Source organism: Virgibacillus sp. W0430, assembly GCF_051846935.1.
Taxonomy (GTDB): domain Bacteria; phylum Bacillota; class Bacilli; order Bacillales; family Amphibacillaceae; genus JBPYCR01.
Genome location: NZ_JBPYCS010000004.1, coordinates 21,333 through 37,550, shown reverse-complemented (window position 1 = coordinate 37,550; position 16,218 = coordinate 21,333). Strand labels below are relative to the sequence as shown.

Here is a 16,218-nt window from a genome sequence, read left to right as displayed (position 1 = left end):
AATAAATATTTGTGCTTTTAAAGAGGTGAAAAGATGCAGGGCCAATTTTTAACAGATCGTGGACGTATACGAATACATAATGAAGATGCAGGTGGCACGTTTTATAATGAATCGAACCAAATTATTGCAACGATTGCGGATGGAATGGGAGGCCATCAAGCAGGAGATGTCGCAAGTAAAATGGCAATTTCTATTGTTGAAGAGCAATGGGTGAAACAAAACCAAATCGAATCTCCTGATCAAGCCGAGACATGGTTGCTGCATTTAATTAAAGAAATAAACGCTTCCATCTATAAGTGTGCCCAAGAGAAAAAAGAATATGAAGGCATGGGTACGACAATTGTAATTGCACTATGTACAAATGAGTTCATAACGATTGCGCATATAGGTGATAGTCGTTGCTATTTATATAATGAACATGGGTTTAAACAAATAACAGAAGATCATTCACTCGTAAATGAATTGGTTCGTGCTGGTCAGCTATCTAAAGATGATGCGGAAATTCACCCGCGGAAAAATGTACTTGTTAAGGCAATAGGAACAGAACAAAGAGTAGAGGCAGATATTCAGACGATTAGCTGGGAAGCAGGAAACAAAGTGTTACTATGCTCGGATGGATTGACTAATAAATTAAGTGACGAAGAGCTGCATGAACTTATACGTTCTCAACAACCATTAGAACAATTAGGTAAAAGCATGATTGATTTGGCAAATGATCGGGGAGGAGAAGATAATATTTCATTAGCTATTATCGTACGACAGCCTGTAGAGGGAGCAGGTGAATCATCATGCTAGAAGGGCACCTACTTAGCGAAAGATACCGCATTAAGGCAAAAATAGGCGGCGGTGGAATGGCGAATGTATACTTAGCAAACGATATTATTTTGAATCGAGATGTAGCTATAAAGGTGCTAAGGCTAGAATATGCGAATGATGAGGAATTCATTCAACGGTTTGATCGAGAAGCACAAGCGGCAACAAGTTTATCCCATCCAAATATCGTGAATATATACGATGTAGGTGAAGAGGATCATATATTATATATGGTGATGGAGTATGTCGATGGCTTAACGTTAAAGGAATACATACAACGCTACGGTGCAATAGATGTTATCGAAGCTATTGATATAATGAAACAAATTACTGCTGCAATTGCACATGCGCATGCGAACGATCTCGTCCATCGTGATATAAAGCCGCAAAATATTTTGATTGATTCTTATGGTAATGTTAAAGTAACTGATTTTGGCATTGCTGTTGCTCTAAGTGCCACTTCATTGACACAAACGAATTCAATACTAGGATCGGTTCATTATTTATCTCCGGAACAAGCGAGAGGCGGAATGGCAACAAAAAAGTCGGACATCTACTCCCTTGGTATCGTTTTATTTGAATTACTTACTGGTCGACTTCCATTTTCTGGTCAATCTCCGATATCTATTGCGTTAAAGCATTTGCAAAATGATACACCTTCTGTTCGACAGATCAATCCGGACATACCTCAAAGCATTGAGAATATTGTCTTGCAAGCTACTACAAAAGATCCTTTTCACCGATTTGATACAGTGTACGAAATGGAAAACGCATTAGTAACTGCTCTTGATCCACTACGTGTAAATGAAGACGTTTTTACACCACCAGTTGAAGCAGGAGAAGAAACGAAAGCAATCCCGATCATTACAAATGAAGCGTTGCATCATGATAGGGAACTCCAAGATACAATAGTTCATCAGAATGAAGATACAAAGAAAGTAACGAATAATGAAAATACAGGGAAAAAACCAAAAAAGAAAAAAGGTAAAAAGAAAAAGTGGCTGTTTCTATTCGCTGGCTTTATTTTAGTACTGCTTATGGCATTATTAGTCCTGTCAATGCTGAGTCCTAAAGATGTGATGATTCCTGATGTTGTAGAATTGGAATATGAAGAAGCGGTTGATCGGTTGGAAAAGTTAAAGCTGAAAACAGAGCGGGAACTAATGGTTTCTGAAGAATATGAAGAAGGACTTGTTATTAAAACTTCTCCTCAAGCAGGTAGAACAGTAAAGGAAGGTTCAACGATTACAATTTTTGTGAGCGAAGGAGAAGAAACAGTCGTTTTCGAAGATTACACAGGCAAAGACTTTAATCAAATAAACCGGATGCTTACAGAAAAAGGCTTCGAGGTGATTGATTATGATAAATATTCGGATGAGCCAGCAGGAACAATTATTTCACAAATTCAACCTAATCCTGGGATGGACGTAGTTCCTGGAAATACAAAAGTAATTTTTGAAGTTAGTAGCGGGCCGGAATTAATCCAATTAAACAACTTAAAAGGTTTGACAGAAAGAGAAGCAAAAGATTACTTGGATAGTCAAGGATTAAAAATGAATAAGCTAGAGGAAAATTCTGATGATGTATCAAAAGGGCATGTGATTCGGCAAAATCCAGCTGCAAATGCGGAGCTACAAAAAGGGGAAACGGTAAATGTTTATTTCTCTATTGGTCCAGAGAAAAAGCCTCCTGTTTCTTATCCTGTTTCTTTCACAGTGCCTTACACGTTACAAGATGAGGAAGATAGTGAAGATAGAGATGAACAAACGGTAATTATTTATATAGGCGATATGAATAATCAATTGTCTGAGGTCTATATGGAAGATGAGATTACAAATGATAAAGATTATTCAATTACGTTAACAATCGAGCAGAATAAACAAGCTGAATACAAAGTAATACGAGATGATGAAGTGATCATCCATGAAACAGTTTCTTATAAAGAGGGTGGATAAATGCCAGAAGGAAGAATTATTAGTGCAATGAGCGGTTTTTATTACGTAAAAAGTAATGGTGAGATTTTTACTTGTAAAGGGAGAGGGGTATTTCGCAAAAAGAAAATCACCCCTCTCGTAGGGGATTTTGTGCAGTTTGATAAAACAAATGATCAAGAAGGTTATATAATTAAAATTGAGAAAAGGCAAAACGAGCTTGTTCGTCCGCCAATTGCTAACATTACACAAGCGATTATTGTAAGCTCTGTAGTCGAGCCAGAATTTAGCTCGGTGCTTTTGGATCGATTTTTAGTCTTAATTGAGGAGAAACGGTTACAGCCGATAATACTCATTACGAAGAAGGATTTAGCTACGGAAGAGCAATTAAATAAAGTTAAATCGTATAAAAAAACATATGATAAAATTGGATACACTGTAAAAATTATTTCCTCCAAAGAAAAGGATAATTTAAGCTCTTTAGGGGGAATGTTGACTAATCACGTAACAGTGATTGCTGGACAATCTGGCGTAGGTAAATCATCGCTATTAAACGCATTAAATCCTTCATTAGTAATTAAAACGGATGAAATTTCTAAGAGTCTCGGTCGTGGAAAACATACAACCCGACATGTTGAACTAGTGGAAGTGAACGATGGATTAGTTGCAGATACACCCGGATTTAGCTCGCTTGAATTCCAAGAAATCGAAGCAGAAACGCTTGCTGACTGCTTCCCTGAAATGCGCTCTAAATCGCATCTTTGCAAATTTAGAGGGTGTGTGCATTATAAAGAACCAAATTGTGCAATTAAAAGAGGAGTAGATGAAGAAGAAATAAGCAAAGAACGTTATGCGCACTATATAAGTTTTTTACAAGAAATACAAGCTAGAAAGGCGAGGTATTAACAATGGTAAAAATAGCCCCTTCGATTTTGTCAGCCGATTTTTCAAAATTAGGCGCTGAAATAATAGAAGTAGAAAAAGCCGGTGCTGATTATATCCATGTTGATGTTATGGACGGACATTTCGTTCCGAATATTACGATCGGCCCACTTATAGTTGAGGCAATTCGACCTATTACTGAATTGCCCCTAGATGTTCATTTAATGATTGAAAATCCGGACGCGTATATTCCGATGTTTGCTGAAGCGGGTGCATCTATTATCTCCGTTCACCAAGAAGCATGCCCACACTTACATCGAACAATTCAGTTAATAAAAAGTCATGATGTAAAAGCTGGCATAGTAATTAACCCAGCAACCCCTGTTGCCGCGATAAAAGATATTGTATATGCAGTAGACTTAGTTTTAGTAATGACTGTAAATCCTGGTTTTGGCGGTCAATCGTTTATAAATGAAACCGTTCATAAAATTAAAGAACTCCATAAATTAAGAGAATTAAACAATTTAAATTTTGAAATCGAAGTAGACGGTGGAGTAAATGAACAAACGGCAAAACTATGTACAGAAGCTGGCGCTGATGTGCTCGTTGCTGGAAGTGCAATTTTTAACAAAGATAATCGTCAGCAAGCGTTGCATAATATTGTTAAAGCAACTCAAAGCTAGGAGTAATTAATATGATAAGAGTTGGAATAGTAGCGAATGGGCCGAATGGGTTAGTGCCCGACATAGTTACGTATAAGGATAAAATCGATGTGTGGATCGGTGCCGATGGAGGTGCCTGGACACTAATAAAGAATGGTATACAGGTGGATTATGCGATTGGTGACTTTGATTCGATCACCAAAAAGGAAAAGGAAAGTATTAAAAAATCGGTGAAAACATTTGCGTTATTCCCTACCGAAAAGGATAAAACCGATTTGGAGCTAGCTATCGATAAAGCTGTGGAATTAACTTCAGAAAAAGTTTACATTTTTGGAGCGACAGGTGGTCGCTTAGATCACGAACTAATAAATATCCAGTTACTATACTCGTTGGCCGAAAGAAATATAAAGGCTGTTATTGTAGATAAGTTTAATGAATTGGAATTAACCTTTCCTGGGACACATACCGTATACAATGAAGGCGATTTTCCAACGATTTCGTTCGTGCCATTTTCGCCAACAGTAGAAGGGTTAACATTAACTGGCTTCTACTATCCTTTGAACAATAAAACCATTTCTTGGGGATCTACCCGCTGTATTTCAAATAAGCTAAATGCAAAAAGTGGTACTTTTTATTACGAAGCAGGCATATTATTAGTAATAAAGAGTCGTGACGCAACCTTTTAATTTGAAGCAATTCCAATAGGGTGCTTGTTGGATGCAGAGGAGGGGGAAATTATGAAATTTTATACGATAAAACTCCCAAGATTTATTGGCGGATTTGTACGTGTAGTTATTGGCGTTTTTAAAAAGGATAAATAACTACTAATTTCTTAACGCACTTATAAGGATGTTTTTATTATTGCTCCGTTATTGCGCTTCATGAAATGAAAAAAAGCACCCAATATTTATGTTGTGGGTGCTTTTTAGAGTTGTGTCGATACGTTGACCAACTAACATGGAAGATATTCACTTGTAGGTTCCATTTAAAGAAGTAATTGAAAAAGCAAAAAGCAAGCCCGTAACTAACGGCTTGCATGTACTTGTATATAAGAAAGTTCTTATTTACAAATGCTACTAAGTGTGAAAGTAAATACTTAGTGTCCTTCGTACGAAAAAGCTTACACGCGTTCGATATTGCCTTTTTTAAGTGCTCTTGCAGAAACATAAACACGTTTCGGCTTTCCATCAACCATTATACGAACTTTTTGGACGTTTGCTTTCCATTTACGTTTATTGGAATTCATAGCATGTGAACGATGGTTTCCAGTGCCAGTTTTACGACCAGTAATAACACATTTTCTAGCCATGTAAATCCCTCCTAATCCAACATGTGTCATTTCAATACTTATATAATTTACCATACGTCCGTGTAGATTGCAATAACTTGCTCGATTAATATTTATTAATTAAAAGCAATGATATGATAGGACTGCTTTTAAAAATGAAATGTATGTAGTAAAATGTTTTTAAAGTATCGTGCTAAACAGATACAATTGACATCATTGCTCAATATATACGATTAATATGTAAAGTGAACATTCGATCAATATAATGGTTTAGACTAAAGAGGAGGATATTTATGTCCATAGAGCTTCATACAAATGATGGTGTCGTAACGATTACGAACGAAGTAGTTGCTACTATTGCCGGAGGTGCAGCAATAGAATGTTACGGAATTGTTGGGATGGCTTCCAAAAGTCAAATTAAGGACGGGATAGCTGAGATCCTTAGAAAGGAAAACTTTTCACGCGGGATTATAGTGAGACAGGAAGCGGGATCCCTTCACATTGATATGTATATTATAGTGAGCTACGGTACAAAAATTTCCGAAGTTGCCCACAATGTTCAATCGCAGGTTAAATATACTTTGAATCAATCTCTCGGACTTACAGTTGATTCTGTTAATATTTATGTTCAAGGTGTGCGTGTAGCGAAGGAGTAATTATTTTTTGTTGATAATGAGGAGGAAGTATTGTGACAAAACAGACATTGGATGGGAAAACTTTATCCCAAATGATCTTAATAGGGGCCCAACATTTATCCAATAACTCAAAAAAAATTGATGCATTAAATGTTTTTCCAGTACCAGATGGAGATACAGGAACAAATATGAACTTGTCAATGACTTCTGGGGTTAGTGAAGTAAAAAAATTAAGTAATCATAATGTTGCAGACATATCTCAAGCATTCAGCAAAGGGCTCTTAATGGGCGCACGAGGGAATTCTGGAGTAATTTTGTCGCAAATTTTTCGCGGCTTTTCCAAAGGGTTAGAAGGAAAAGAAACCGTAAATACTACAGATTTTGCAGCTGCATTTGAATCAGGTGTAAAAACCGCCTACAAAGCTGTAATGAAACCTGTTGAAGGGACAATCTTAACCGTTGCTAAAGACGCGGCTAATAAAGCGGTTAAAACAGCAAAAACTGAAACAGATCTTGTTCAATTAATGGAGAAAATAGTGATAGAAGCGAAACAATCTTTGAAACGGACACCAGATTTGTTACCAGTGTTAAAAGAAGTAGGTGTAGTTGATTCAGGAGGTCAGGGGCTTGTTACGATTTATGAAGGATTTCTAGCTGTATTGAAGGGCGAGGAATTGCCAAGCGTTGAATTGGATACTGAAGAAATGGAAAGTCTTGTAAAGGCTGAGCATCATAAAGTAGCGCAGGATTTTATGGATACAGCGGATATTGAATTTGGGTACTGTACAGAGTTCATGGTTAAGTTCGAAAAGGAAAAAACGGCAAAACACCCATTTGATGAAAATCAATTTCGTAACGAATTAAGTACGCATGGCGATTCGTTATTAGTTGTATCGGACGAGGAAGTTGTAAAAGTTCATGTACATACGGAATACCCTGGTAATGTAATGACAATTGGGCAACGGTTCGGTAGTTTGATTAATATTGACATAGAAAATATGCGTGAACAACATACAAGTATTGTAGGGGACAAGCCGGATAACACATCAAGAGAAAAAGCGAGCTATGGGATCGTTACGATAGCTATGGGATCAGGTGTTAAGGAGTTGTTTGAAAGCTTAGGCGCCACGATTGTTATAGAGGGTGGCCAAACGATGAACCCTAGCACACAAGATATAACAGATGCTATAAAGCGGGTAAACGCTGAAAAAGTCATCGTTTTACCAAATAATAAAAATATCGTTATGGCTGCTGAGCAAGCGGCAAACTTAGCGGAAACAGATACGGTTGTAGTTCCTACAAAAACAATACCACAAGGAATTAGCGCCTTACTAGCTTTTCACCCGGAGGCAGAACTCTCCGAAAATAAAAGTAATATGGAAGCAGCAAGTGAGCAAGTAAAGACTGGCCAAGTCACTTATGCGATTCGTGATACGAAAATCGGCGATATTACAATAGAAAATGGGAATTTCATGGGGATTGCAGAGTCCGAAATTAAAGCATCCCACCAAAATAGATTAGAAACAGTAAAGTTATTGTTAAATGAGCTAATAAATGAGGATGACGAACTACTGACTATTCTATATGGGGAAGAAGTTACGTCAGATGAAGTAGATTTATTGGAACAATATGTTGAGGAAACATTTGAAGAGATAGAAGTAGAGATTCATCATGGCAAGCAACCGATCTATGCTTACATCTTTTCGGTAGAGTAAATAAAGGTTTTATAATAAAAACGTTGGTGAGTGATAATCGCCCAGTCTTATTTATCGTGCTGGGTGAAGGGAATTCGCTAGCGTCTTTTTCTATGCACTTGTTTTTATACGTTATAAGGTAGGCCAACTCAATCAAAATATATTCCTTTTAGAATGTTAAAACATTCTAAAAGGCTATAAAAAGCAGTGGTTTAAACGATCATTGCTTTTTTTGTAAATGAATCCAAATATGAGCTTATGAATTCGCAATTCATTTATAGTGAGTCAATTTCATCATTGCCATTTTTAAAAAATCACAAAAGAACAGAATTTTAAAATCGACTTAAAAATTTAAAGCTAGATTGGTGGCTGCTGTGTTCCATCCGAATCCACTCCGCTTTCCGCAGGCAATGCCTCAACTAATTTTAAACGTTTTTCCCAAAACTTTTAAAATGGATTTTCGACTGTTGCTTTACCTGCAGGAGTCTGCGTGGATCCGGATTCCACACAGACGCGTTGGTGTTGCTATGCAACCTCTGCTTCTTGGTTGAATGCTGTATGAATTCGTTCAACGGCTGTACGTCGATTAAAGATAATTTCCCAATCTTTTCCGACCGCAGTAGATATACGATTCCCGAGTTGGAGCTGTATATCTTCGAGGATCTTTAGTAATCTTCACCTTAAATTCTTTTTGAAAAAGGAAAAATAAACTCGAGTCAGCTCTCTTGCTCTTTTTGAACCGGTATGAGATGGCGAAGTATATGTCAACTGCGGGAGTTGGATTATTATATTAAAAACAACAGGAATCAATACTAAAATTAACGAAAACAAAGAGAGGTTTTTTAACTTCTTAAAATAACACCCACAAATACGTGACTCAATCTTGATTACCGAATGTTTTTGTTCACCTGCAGCTCATATGCTACACTTAATGAAATCATTCCCATTAGCTTTGAACGATAGGATAGAAAGAGTGACGTAATGTGCAAGATATTCCAGTCCAAAAAATAAAAGGAATTGGCGAAAAATTTAGTGAAGAATTAGCAGGTATGCAACTGTTTACGGTTGAGGATCTATTGTTTCATTTTCCTTATCGTTATGATACATACGAATTAAAGCCACTCAAGGAATGGATGCATGAAGAACAAGCGACCATTGTAGGAAAAGTGATCCATCCCCCAACCGTACAATTTTATGGCAAACGAAAATCACGTTTAACGTTTACGGTAGAAGTAGAAAATGTCGCGATAAAAGCAGTTATGTTTAATCGCAGCTTTGCGAAAAACCAAATTAACCAAGGAGATATTTTTACGCTAACAGGTAAATGGGACGTTCATCGGCTACAAATCACGGTTAGTCACTATCAAAAAGGACCACCCAAACAAGATGAAACAATTGATCCAGTCTATTCCGTGAAGGGAAATATAACGAATACCCGATTGAAAAAAGCGATAAAAGCAGCTTTAGAACAATACGCTAGCGAGATAGACGAAATTCTTCCGAACGATTACTTGCAAGCTTATAAACTACCTAATAGAAGTAGTGCAATTCGATCGATGCACTTTCCAGAGCGTAAAACATCCCTTAAACATGCACGGAGAAGATTTACATATGAAGAGTTTTTAATTTTTCAATTAAAAATGCAATGGCTGCGAAAAATAAAGAGAGAATCATCTGTTGGCTACCCGCATCAATACGATGAAAAGGAATTACAAACATTTGTACAGCGCTTGCCATTTAAGCTAACGAAAGCGCAGCGAACTTCCTTGGCTGAAATATTGACAGACATGTCTTCTCCTTTTCGAATGAATCGCCTGCTCCAAGGAGATGTTGGATCAGGCAAAACTGCTGTTGCTGCTATTTGTTTATATGCTGCAACGACTGCAAATAAACAGGCAGCCTTAATGGTTCCGACAGAAATATTGGCAGAACAGCATTATCATTCGTTACTAAAAATGTTTGGTGATCGTGTTACTATTACCTTACTAACGGGATCTATTAAAGGACGAAAGAGAAAAGAAATCGTTGCAGCAATAGAAGGTCATCGAGCTCATATTGTTGTAGGAACACACGCACTAATACAAGATGAAGTAATGTTTGCTGATTTAGGCTTAGTAATCATCGATGAGCAGCATCGTTTTGGTGTGGAGCAACGAAGGGTTTTACGGAATAAAGGATTATATCCAGATGTGTTATTTATGACCGCTACACCTATACCGCGCACATTGGCAATTACTGCATTTGGGGATATGGATGTGTCCGTTATTGACGAAATGCCTTTAGGTAGAAAGAAAATTGAAACCTACTGGATAAAAGAAAATACGTTGGAACGATTACTTGAATTTATTAAAAAACGAATTTTCCAAGGGGAACAAGCGTACGTTGTATGCCCATTAATAGAAGAATCCGATAAAATAGACATTCAAAATGCAGTAGAATTGTATGAGAAACTGCAAATCTATTTTCCCAAAAGTATAAATATTGGGCTCATGCACGGCAGGCTTCCTTCCGAGGAAAAAGAAAGTGTTATGACGCGTTTTATCGACAATGAATTGCAAATACTAGTTTCGACAACAGTTATTGAGGTTGGCGTAAATGTACCTAATGCAACAATTATGGTTGTATATGACGCAGAACGATTCGGCCTTTCTCAACTGCATCAACTACGAGGCCGTGTTGGCAGAGGTGATAAGCAAAGCTACTGTATATTAATTGCTGATCCAAAAGGTGAAGTTGGAAAAGAGCGCATGAAAATTATGACAGAAACAACAGATGGTTTTGAATTAGCTGAACAAGATTTAAAGCTGCGCGGCCCTGGCGATTTTTTTGGTAAAAAGCAAAGCGGACTTCCGGATTTTAAGGTAGCCGATATGATTCATGACTATCGAGCACTTGAAACTGCTCGTAACGATGCCGAGGAAATAATTGCAACCGGTGCATTAGAGAAGAACGAAATGTTTTATCCATTGTTAAAAATACTTGAAAATGATCCAGTTTTTACAGATAAGATGGATTAAAAAATGCTTGCATATTAAAAATGACTAATATATATTACTATTAGTACCTAGTCTTAATACAATACACTTTGGATGGTGCGTGCATTGAAAAGATCAAAGCAAGAGCGTCAACAATTACTCAAAGAAACAATTGAACAGACACCTTTTATAACAGATGATGACCTGGCGAAAAAGTTTAACGTTAGCATTCAAACGATTAGACTCGACCGGATGGAGCTCGCCATTCCTGAGCTAAGAGAACGGATACGATCCGTTGCAACGAATCATTGGAATGAAAAAGTGAAAGCACTTGCTATTGATGATGTTATCGGGGACATTATTGATCTTGAATTGGATCAACGTGCTATTTCTATTTTGAAAATACAACGAGAGCATGTATTCTCTCGGAATAAAATTGCCCGAGGACATCACTTGTTTGCTCAAGCCAATTCATTAGCAGTCGCTCTCATTAACGATGATCTAGCTTTGACGGCGAAAGTAGTAATCAAGTTTATACGACAAGTAAAAGAGTATGAGCAAGTAGTTGCAAAAGCAGTAGTTGATGGGAAAACGGCGAAGGGATTAACAAAGGTTAACGTAAATAGTTTTGTTCAGAACGAACTCGTCTTTACAGGAGAATTTCATATGTATCGATCTACAGATGAAAAGGAGTAATGTTCAAATGAAAATAGCAATTGATGCAATGGGCGGAGATCATGCACCGAAGGAAGTCGTATTAGGTGCTATGGACGCCATTTCTCAATTTAAAGATATAGAAATAACCTTGATTGGTGATGAAGAACAAATAAGATCGTATTTAACGAATGGAGATAGAATATCAATTATTCATACGAATGAACGTATTACTGCAGAGGATGAACCGGTTCGTGCTGTACGTCGTAAAAAGGATGCCTCCCTCGTGTTAATGGCAAAAGAAGTGAAAGAAAAGCGAGCAGACGCTTGCATTTCGGCTGGAAATACAGGTGCGCTTATGAGTGCTGGGCTGTTTGTAGTCGGTCGAACACCAGGGATTGACCGGCCCGCACTAAGCCCTACGTTGCCAACAATTGATGGCAAAGGGTTTTTATTGCTGGATGTCGGTGCAAATGTCGATGCAAATCCACATCACCTCGTACAATACGCTGTAATGGGTTCGATTTATACAGAAAAAGTACGGTCTATTTCAAATCCAACGGTTGGTTTATTAAACATCGGTACAGAGGATACAAAAGGAAACCAGCTAGCTAAAAAGGCTTTCATTCAGTTAAATAACGCACCTATTAATTTTATAGGGAACGTTGAATCAAGAGATTTACTTAATGGGGCTGCTGATGTTGTTGTCACAGATGGCTTCAGTGGTAATATAACGTTGAAGACGATCGAAGGTACTGCAATGAACGTTTTTTCACTTTTAAAGCAAACGTTTATGAGCTCCTTAAAAACAAAACTAGCTGCAAGCTTTATTAAATCAGACTTAGTGAAGTTAAAAAACCAACTAGATTATTCTGAATATGGAGGAGCTGGATTATTTGGGCTAGCTGCCCCCGTAATTAAAGCACATGGTTCTTCTAAACGAAGAGCAATTCAAAACGCAATTAAACAAGCACGGCATATGGTTGAATATAAAGTAACCGAAACAATTACATCAACAATTGCTACGATGGATGCAAAGGAGGAAGACAAATGAAACGTGTAGCTTTCATGTTTCCTGGACAAGGATCGCAAACGGTAGGAATGACAAAAGATTTGTACAATACGTATTCCGAGGTTAATGCATTATATGAAAACGCAAATGAAATATTAAAAAAAGACATTACAGCTATAATGTTTGAAGGCCCGGAGGAACAGCTTACTTCAACAGTGAACGCACAACCAGCATTATTGCTGTCTAGCATAGCTATATACGAACTGTTAAAAAACGAGGTTAAACCGGTGATGACTGTCGGACATAGTCTCGGGGAATATAGCGCGCTCGTTGCCTCTGGTGCACTCACATTGGAAGAAGCGCTACCTCTAGTAGCAACTAGAGGCGAACTGATGGAAAAAGCGTTCCCTAAAGGTCAAGGTACAATGGCTGCAGTGCTAGGATTGTCGTCAGAAAAGATTGAGTCTGCGCTCTCTGAAACGAATGAAATAATAGATATCGCAAACTTGAACTGTCCGGGACAAACAGTTGTCTCAGGAACAAGAGAAGGTATTGAGGCTGCAGTAACTATTTTAAAGGAAGCAGGAGCTAAACGAGTAATCCCGCTTAATGTAAGTGGACCTTTCCATTCCCGTTTAATGGAGCCAGCGAGTGAGAAGTTTTCAGCTTATTTAGACAGTGTAACGATACAAAATGCAACTATCCCAGTTTATGCTAATGTAACAGCTGAAGAAGTAACGGGAAAAGACACTATTAAAGAGTTATTAATTAAACAACTGTACTCACCGGTTCGTTTTGAAGAATCTATCCGTCGTATGATGGAAGAAGATATTGACGCTTTTGTAGAGGTTGGAAATGGGAAAGTATTGAGTGGTCTAGTAAAAAAAATCAATCGAAATGTGCAAACATTTTCAGTTAACGATCAAAAATCAATAGAAACCTTTGTTTCATGGTATAAGGAGGAGAACTAATGCTTAAAGGTAAAAATGCTCTCGTTACTGGAGCTTCGAGAGGGATTGGCCGCGCTATTGCTTTAGAGCTGGCGAGTAAAGGAGCAAATGTCGCAGTTAATTATGCTGGGAGTGAAGCAAGAGCTGAAGCTGTTGTAGAAGAAATTAAACAGCTCGGTGGGAAAGCTTTTAAGATCCAAGCAGATGTCGCGAATGAAGCTAGTGTTAAAGCAATGATAAAAACTGTCGTGGATGAATTTGGCAGCTTGGATATATTAGTTAATAATGCAGGAATTACAAAAGATAATTTATTAATGCGCATGAAAGAAGCAGATTTTGATCAAGTTATTAATACGAATCTAAAAGGCGTCTTTTTATGTATTAAGAATGTCACACGTCAAATGATGAAGCAAAAAAGCGGAAGAATTATTAATGTGGCATCCATTGTCGGCGTGAGCGGAAATCCAGGGCAAGCAAATTATGTAGCAGCAAAAGCAGGAGTAATTGGCTTAACAAAATCCACTGCGAAAGAGCTTGCCTCGCGCAATATTTTAGTTAATGCTGTTGCACCAGGATTCATTGCAACAGATATGACAGATGAGTTGACAGCTGACCAAAAGGACACCATTTTGTCTACGATTCCGCTTAAAAAACTAGGAAAAGCAGAAGATGTTGCACGAGTTGTCCGATTCTTAGCTACGAACGATGCAAATTATATTACTGGACAAACGATTCATATTGATGGCGGTATGGTTATGTAATAATAATACTAGAATTTTAAAACGTATTCTTCTATACTATTTGAAGGGAGGTGAGCGAGTATGTCAGACGTTTTTGATCGAGTAAAGGATATTATTGTTGAACAGCTTGATGTTGAAGAGTCACAGGTTACGATGGAAGCTTCTTTCACAGATGATTTAGATGCAGATTCATTGGATGTTGTTGAGCTTGTTATGGCATTTGAAGATGAATTTGATATGGAAATAGCAGATGAGGAAGCAGAACAAATCAATACAGTTGGTAATGCTGTTGAATACATAAACAGTAAAGCCTAATACAATATTGAATTCGTTTAGCAACGTATGCTGAACTTGTTAATTATTATATATGTAATCTGAAAGTTGTTAATAGAAGTCTCGCACGTGCGAGACTTTTCATTTATACGTAAGTTGATAACAACATGAAATAAAGGTGGCTAATATATGCACGTACAAAAATTAGAGCAACAATTAAATATTACCTTTCAAAATAAAACATTATTGCAGCAGGCATTTACACATTCATCGTATGTGAATGAGCATCGGGAAAAATTGTTCACCGACAATGAGCGTCTTGAATTTTTAGGGGACGCAGTATTGGAATTAGCCGTATCCCAATATTTATTTCGCAAGTATGAAAAAATGACAGAAGGCGAAATGACTAAACTACGTGCGTCAATTGTTTGTGAAGAATCGTTAGTAAACTTTGCCATCCATTTAAAATTTGGCGATTATATTTTACTCGGAAAAGGAGAAGAACAGACCGGTGGGCGCACCCGGCCAGCTTTACTTGCTGATGTGTTTGAATCTTTTCTTGGTGCATTATATTTGGATCAAGGATACCCAAAAGCACAACATTTTTTAGAAAAGTATGTTTTTCCGCTTATTCAAACGGGTGCTTTTTCGCATGCGATGGATTATAAAAGTCAGTTACAAGAGCTTGTTCAGAGACAAAAAGAATATACAATTGAATATGAAATAGTAGAAGAAATCGGACCTTCACATAATAAAGAATTTATTGCTCAAGTAAAAGTAAAAGATTACTCTCCAGAAGAAGGAAAAGGTCGTACGAAGAAAGAAGCAGAACAAAGAGCGGCAAAAAAAATGCTTGATCGTTATCGTGAAGGGTAAAGGATATTATGCGGATGAGCATAACGAGGTGCTAAAAAATCCGAAAATGGAAGAGAACTCCAGAAATATACGTAGTTATTTTGAAAAAATAGAACGCTTTTTCTGTGTGCGTTGCGATGGTTTTGCTCCAAAGCGTTCCTTGTCCTCTGAAGGAAAGACATCGGTGTGGCCTAGGAAGAGCGTTAACTCGGAGGATTATAAGGCGGCTTGGGAGCAAAGAAGACATTATGAATGCGCAACGCACAAACGACTGCCACATTTGTGCACTTAAGGTCAAAGCAAAGTGTATTTCTGGAGCGAGTGCAGTTGGGACTCATTGTTAAAATTTTATTAGATGATTACGCTTATACCATTCTACTGAAATTTATCCCTTTCGAACAGAACGCAATTCTTCGATAAAAGCTTGTGTCTCGGCGGGGCTCAAGCTTCCTTTTTTAGCAATCATTTCATACATATATTTCAGTTCTTTATATTTTTCCAAGTCATAATCCTCCGCATCCATTAACGCACGATTTGCCACGGTCAACTTTGTAGATAACGCATTTAGTATGAATTGCATATTTTCAAACGTTGGTTTTTCTAAATTCATCGTTTATAACACCTCTTTATTATTTATGAAGACAGATATCTTTAGAACTCCTATACTTGGAACAAGCATATTACGAAGTAACTCTCTTTATGATAAAATATATTCGTTAATAATCCAAGGGATTTACGAAGCATTTTTGTACCCTTTTATTAGCAAATTTCGTGTACATATAAATAATGAAGCAATGTATCAAATTGAAATTGAATCGTGCATTCATTATTAGGTTATTGTTCGTACGTAGTAT

General features: G+C 37.4%; 17 protein-coding genes. 15 read left to right on the top strand and 2 right to left on the bottom strand.

What is annotated here, in order from left to right; translation table 11 throughout:
• The first annotated feature begins 33 nt into the window (after positions 1 to 33).
• The 6 genes from ACLIBH_RS03295 to spoVM are packed head-to-tail and all read left to right on the top strand — an operon-like array spanning position 34 to position 5,109.
• Entirely contained in the window at positions 34 to 795 is a 762-nt protein-coding gene (locus tag ACLIBH_RS03295; RefSeq protein ID WP_439315264.1) for a Stp1/IreP family PP2C-type Ser/Thr phosphatase, read from the top strand.
• Entirely contained in the window at positions 789 to 2,768 is a 1,980-nt protein-coding gene (pknB, locus tag ACLIBH_RS03290) for a Stk1 family PASTA domain-containing Ser/Thr kinase (protein WP_439315263.1), read from the top strand. Before ACLIBH_RS03295 ends, pknB begins: the two co-directional genes overlap by 7 nt.
• Positions 2,769 to 3,650: a ribosome small subunit-dependent GTPase A gene (gene rsgA, locus ACLIBH_RS03285; RefSeq protein WP_439315262.1), complete on the top strand. Its 882-nt coding sequence runs from the start codon at positions 2,769 to 2,771 to the stop codon at positions 3,648 to 3,650. It abuts the gene before it with no gap.
• 2 nt (positions 3,651 to 3,652) lie between these two features.
• Positions 3,653 to 4,309 carry a ribulose-phosphate 3-epimerase gene (gene rpe / locus ACLIBH_RS03280; protein ID WP_439315261.1) on the top strand — a complete coding sequence of 219 codons (657 nt, stop codon included), beginning with the start codon at positions 3,653 to 3,655 and terminating at the stop codon, positions 4,307 to 4,309.
• A gap of 11 nt (positions 4,310 to 4,320) precedes the next feature.
• On the top strand, positions 4,321 to 4,974 hold the full coding sequence (locus tag ACLIBH_RS03275) for a thiamine diphosphokinase (RefSeq protein WP_439315260.1): 654 nt from the start codon (positions 4,321 to 4,323) through the stop codon (positions 4,972 to 4,974).
• Positions 4,975 to 5,025: 51 nt separating this feature from the next.
• Positions 5,026 to 5,109, top strand: a complete 84-nt coding sequence (gene spoVM, locus ACLIBH_RS03270) for a stage V sporulation protein SpoVM (protein ID WP_439315387.1) — start codon at positions 5,026 to 5,028, stop codon at positions 5,107 to 5,109.
• A gap of 299 nt (positions 5,110 to 5,408) precedes the next feature.
• On the opposite strand, the gene rpmB is transcribed toward spoVM, so the two are convergent.
• A complete protein-coding gene (gene rpmB / locus ACLIBH_RS03265; RefSeq protein WP_439310981.1) occupies positions 5,409 to 5,597 on the bottom strand; it encodes a 50S ribosomal protein L28 in 189 nt (62 codons plus the stop codon).
• Between the two features lie 272 nt (positions 5,598 to 5,869).
• Here rpmB and ACLIBH_RS03260 point away from each other — a divergent pair, with 272 nt between their 5' ends.
• The 9 genes from ACLIBH_RS03260 to rnc all read left to right on the top strand — a co-directional run bounded on the left by ACLIBH_RS03260 (position 5,870) and on the right by rnc (position 15,385).
• Positions 5,870 to 6,232, top strand: coding sequence for an Asp23/Gls24 family envelope stress response protein (locus ACLIBH_RS03260; RefSeq protein ID WP_439315259.1), 363 nt, complete (start codon positions 5,870 to 5,872; stop codon positions 6,230 to 6,232).
• 32 nt (positions 6,233 to 6,264) lie between these two features.
• Positions 6,265 to 7,926 carry a DAK2 domain-containing protein gene (locus ACLIBH_RS03255; protein ID WP_439315258.1) on the top strand — a complete coding sequence of 554 codons (1,662 nt, stop codon included), beginning with the start codon at positions 6,265 to 6,267 and terminating at the stop codon, positions 7,924 to 7,926.
• A 962-nt stretch (positions 7,927 to 8,888) separates the two neighbouring features.
• The gene (gene recG, locus ACLIBH_RS03250) at positions 8,889 to 10,922 is read left to right on the top strand and encodes an ATP-dependent DNA helicase RecG (RefSeq protein ID WP_439315257.1); all 2,034 of its coding nucleotides are present in this window, start codon (positions 8,889 to 8,891) and stop codon (positions 10,920 to 10,922) included.
• Between the two features lie 84 nt (positions 10,923 to 11,006).
• A complete protein-coding gene (fapR, locus tag ACLIBH_RS03245) occupies positions 11,007 to 11,576 on the top strand; it encodes a transcription factor FapR (protein ID WP_439315256.1) in 570 nt (189 codons plus the stop codon).
• 7 nt (positions 11,577 to 11,583) lie between these two features.
• Entirely contained in the window at positions 11,584 to 12,588 is a 1,005-nt protein-coding gene (gene plsX, locus ACLIBH_RS03240; RefSeq protein ID WP_439315255.1) for a phosphate acyltransferase PlsX, read from the top strand.
• Positions 12,585 to 13,517, top strand: a complete 933-nt coding sequence (fabD, locus tag ACLIBH_RS03235; RefSeq protein WP_439315254.1) for an ACP S-malonyltransferase — start codon at positions 12,585 to 12,587, stop codon at positions 13,515 to 13,517. The genes plsX and fabD overlap by 4 nt, the downstream gene beginning before the upstream one ends.
• The gene (fabG, locus tag ACLIBH_RS03230) at positions 13,517 to 14,257 is read left to right on the top strand and encodes a 3-oxoacyl-[acyl-carrier-protein] reductase (RefSeq protein WP_439315253.1); all 741 of its coding nucleotides are present in this window, start codon (positions 13,517 to 13,519) and stop codon (positions 14,255 to 14,257) included. Before fabD ends, fabG begins: the two co-directional genes overlap by 1 nt.
• Before the next feature lie 60 nt (positions 14,258 to 14,317).
• Complete coding sequence (locus ACLIBH_RS03225; protein WP_439315252.1) at positions 14,318 to 14,551, top strand: acyl carrier protein; 234 nt, start codon at positions 14,318 to 14,320, stop codon at positions 14,549 to 14,551.
• A 147-nt stretch (positions 14,552 to 14,698) separates the two neighbouring features.
• On the top strand, positions 14,699 to 15,385 hold the full coding sequence (gene rnc, locus ACLIBH_RS03220) for a ribonuclease III (RefSeq protein ID WP_439315251.1): 687 nt from the start codon (positions 14,699 to 14,701) through the stop codon (positions 15,383 to 15,385).
• A gap of 364 nt (positions 15,386 to 15,749) precedes the next feature.
• Here rnc and ACLIBH_RS03215 read toward each other — a convergent pair whose 3' ends face one another.
• Complete coding sequence (locus ACLIBH_RS03215) at positions 15,750 to 15,974, bottom strand: DUF1128 domain-containing protein (RefSeq protein WP_439315250.1); 225 nt, start codon at positions 15,972 to 15,974, stop codon at positions 15,750 to 15,752.
• Between the last annotated feature and the right edge of the window lie 244 nt (positions 15,975 to 16,218).

Bases quoted from the DNA above. Each gene is read 5' to 3' on its own strand.
- pknB (WP_439315263.1), top strand. From the start codon at position 789: ATGCTAGAAGGGCACCTACTTAGCGAAAGATACCGCATTAAGGCAAAA.
- ACLIBH_RS03275 (WP_439315260.1), top strand. From the start codon at position 4,321: ATGATAAGAGTTGGAATAGTAGCGAATGGGCCGAATGGGTTAGTGCCC.
- spoVM (WP_439315387.1), top strand. From the start codon at position 5,026: ATGAAATTTTATACGATAAAACTCCCAAGATTTATTGGCGGATTTGTA.
- ACLIBH_RS03260 (WP_439315259.1), top strand. From the start codon at position 5,870: ATGTCCATAGAGCTTCATACAAATGATGGTGTCGTAACGATTACGAAC.
- rpe (WP_439315261.1), top strand. From the start codon at position 3,653: ATGGTAAAAATAGCCCCTTCGATTTTGTCAGCCGATTTTTCAAAATTA.
- rsgA (WP_439315262.1), top strand. From the start codon at position 2,769: ATGCCAGAAGGAAGAATTATTAGTGCAATGAGCGGTTTTTATTACGTA.
- rnc (WP_439315251.1), top strand. From the start codon at position 14,699: ATGCACGTACAAAAATTAGAGCAACAATTAAATATTACCTTTCAAAAT.
- rpmB (WP_439310981.1), bottom strand. From the start codon at position 5,597: ATGGCTAGAAAATGTGTTATTACTGGTCGTAAAACTGGCACTGGAAAC.
- ACLIBH_RS03215 (WP_439315250.1), bottom strand. From the start codon at position 15,974: ATGAATTTAGAAAAACCAACGTTTGAAAATATGCAATTCATACTAAAT.
- plsX (WP_439315255.1), top strand. From the start codon at position 11,584: ATGAAAATAGCAATTGATGCAATGGGCGGAGATCATGCACCGAAGGAA.
- ACLIBH_RS03295 (WP_439315264.1), top strand. From the start codon at position 34: ATGCAGGGCCAATTTTTAACAGATCGTGGACGTATACGAATACATAAT.
- ACLIBH_RS03225 (WP_439315252.1), top strand. From the start codon at position 14,318: ATGTCAGACGTTTTTGATCGAGTAAAGGATATTATTGTTGAACAGCTT.
- fabG (WP_439315253.1), top strand. From the start codon at position 13,517: ATGCTTAAAGGTAAAAATGCTCTCGTTACTGGAGCTTCGAGAGGGATT.
- fabD (WP_439315254.1), top strand. From the start codon at position 12,585: ATGAAACGTGTAGCTTTCATGTTTCCTGGACAAGGATCGCAAACGGTA.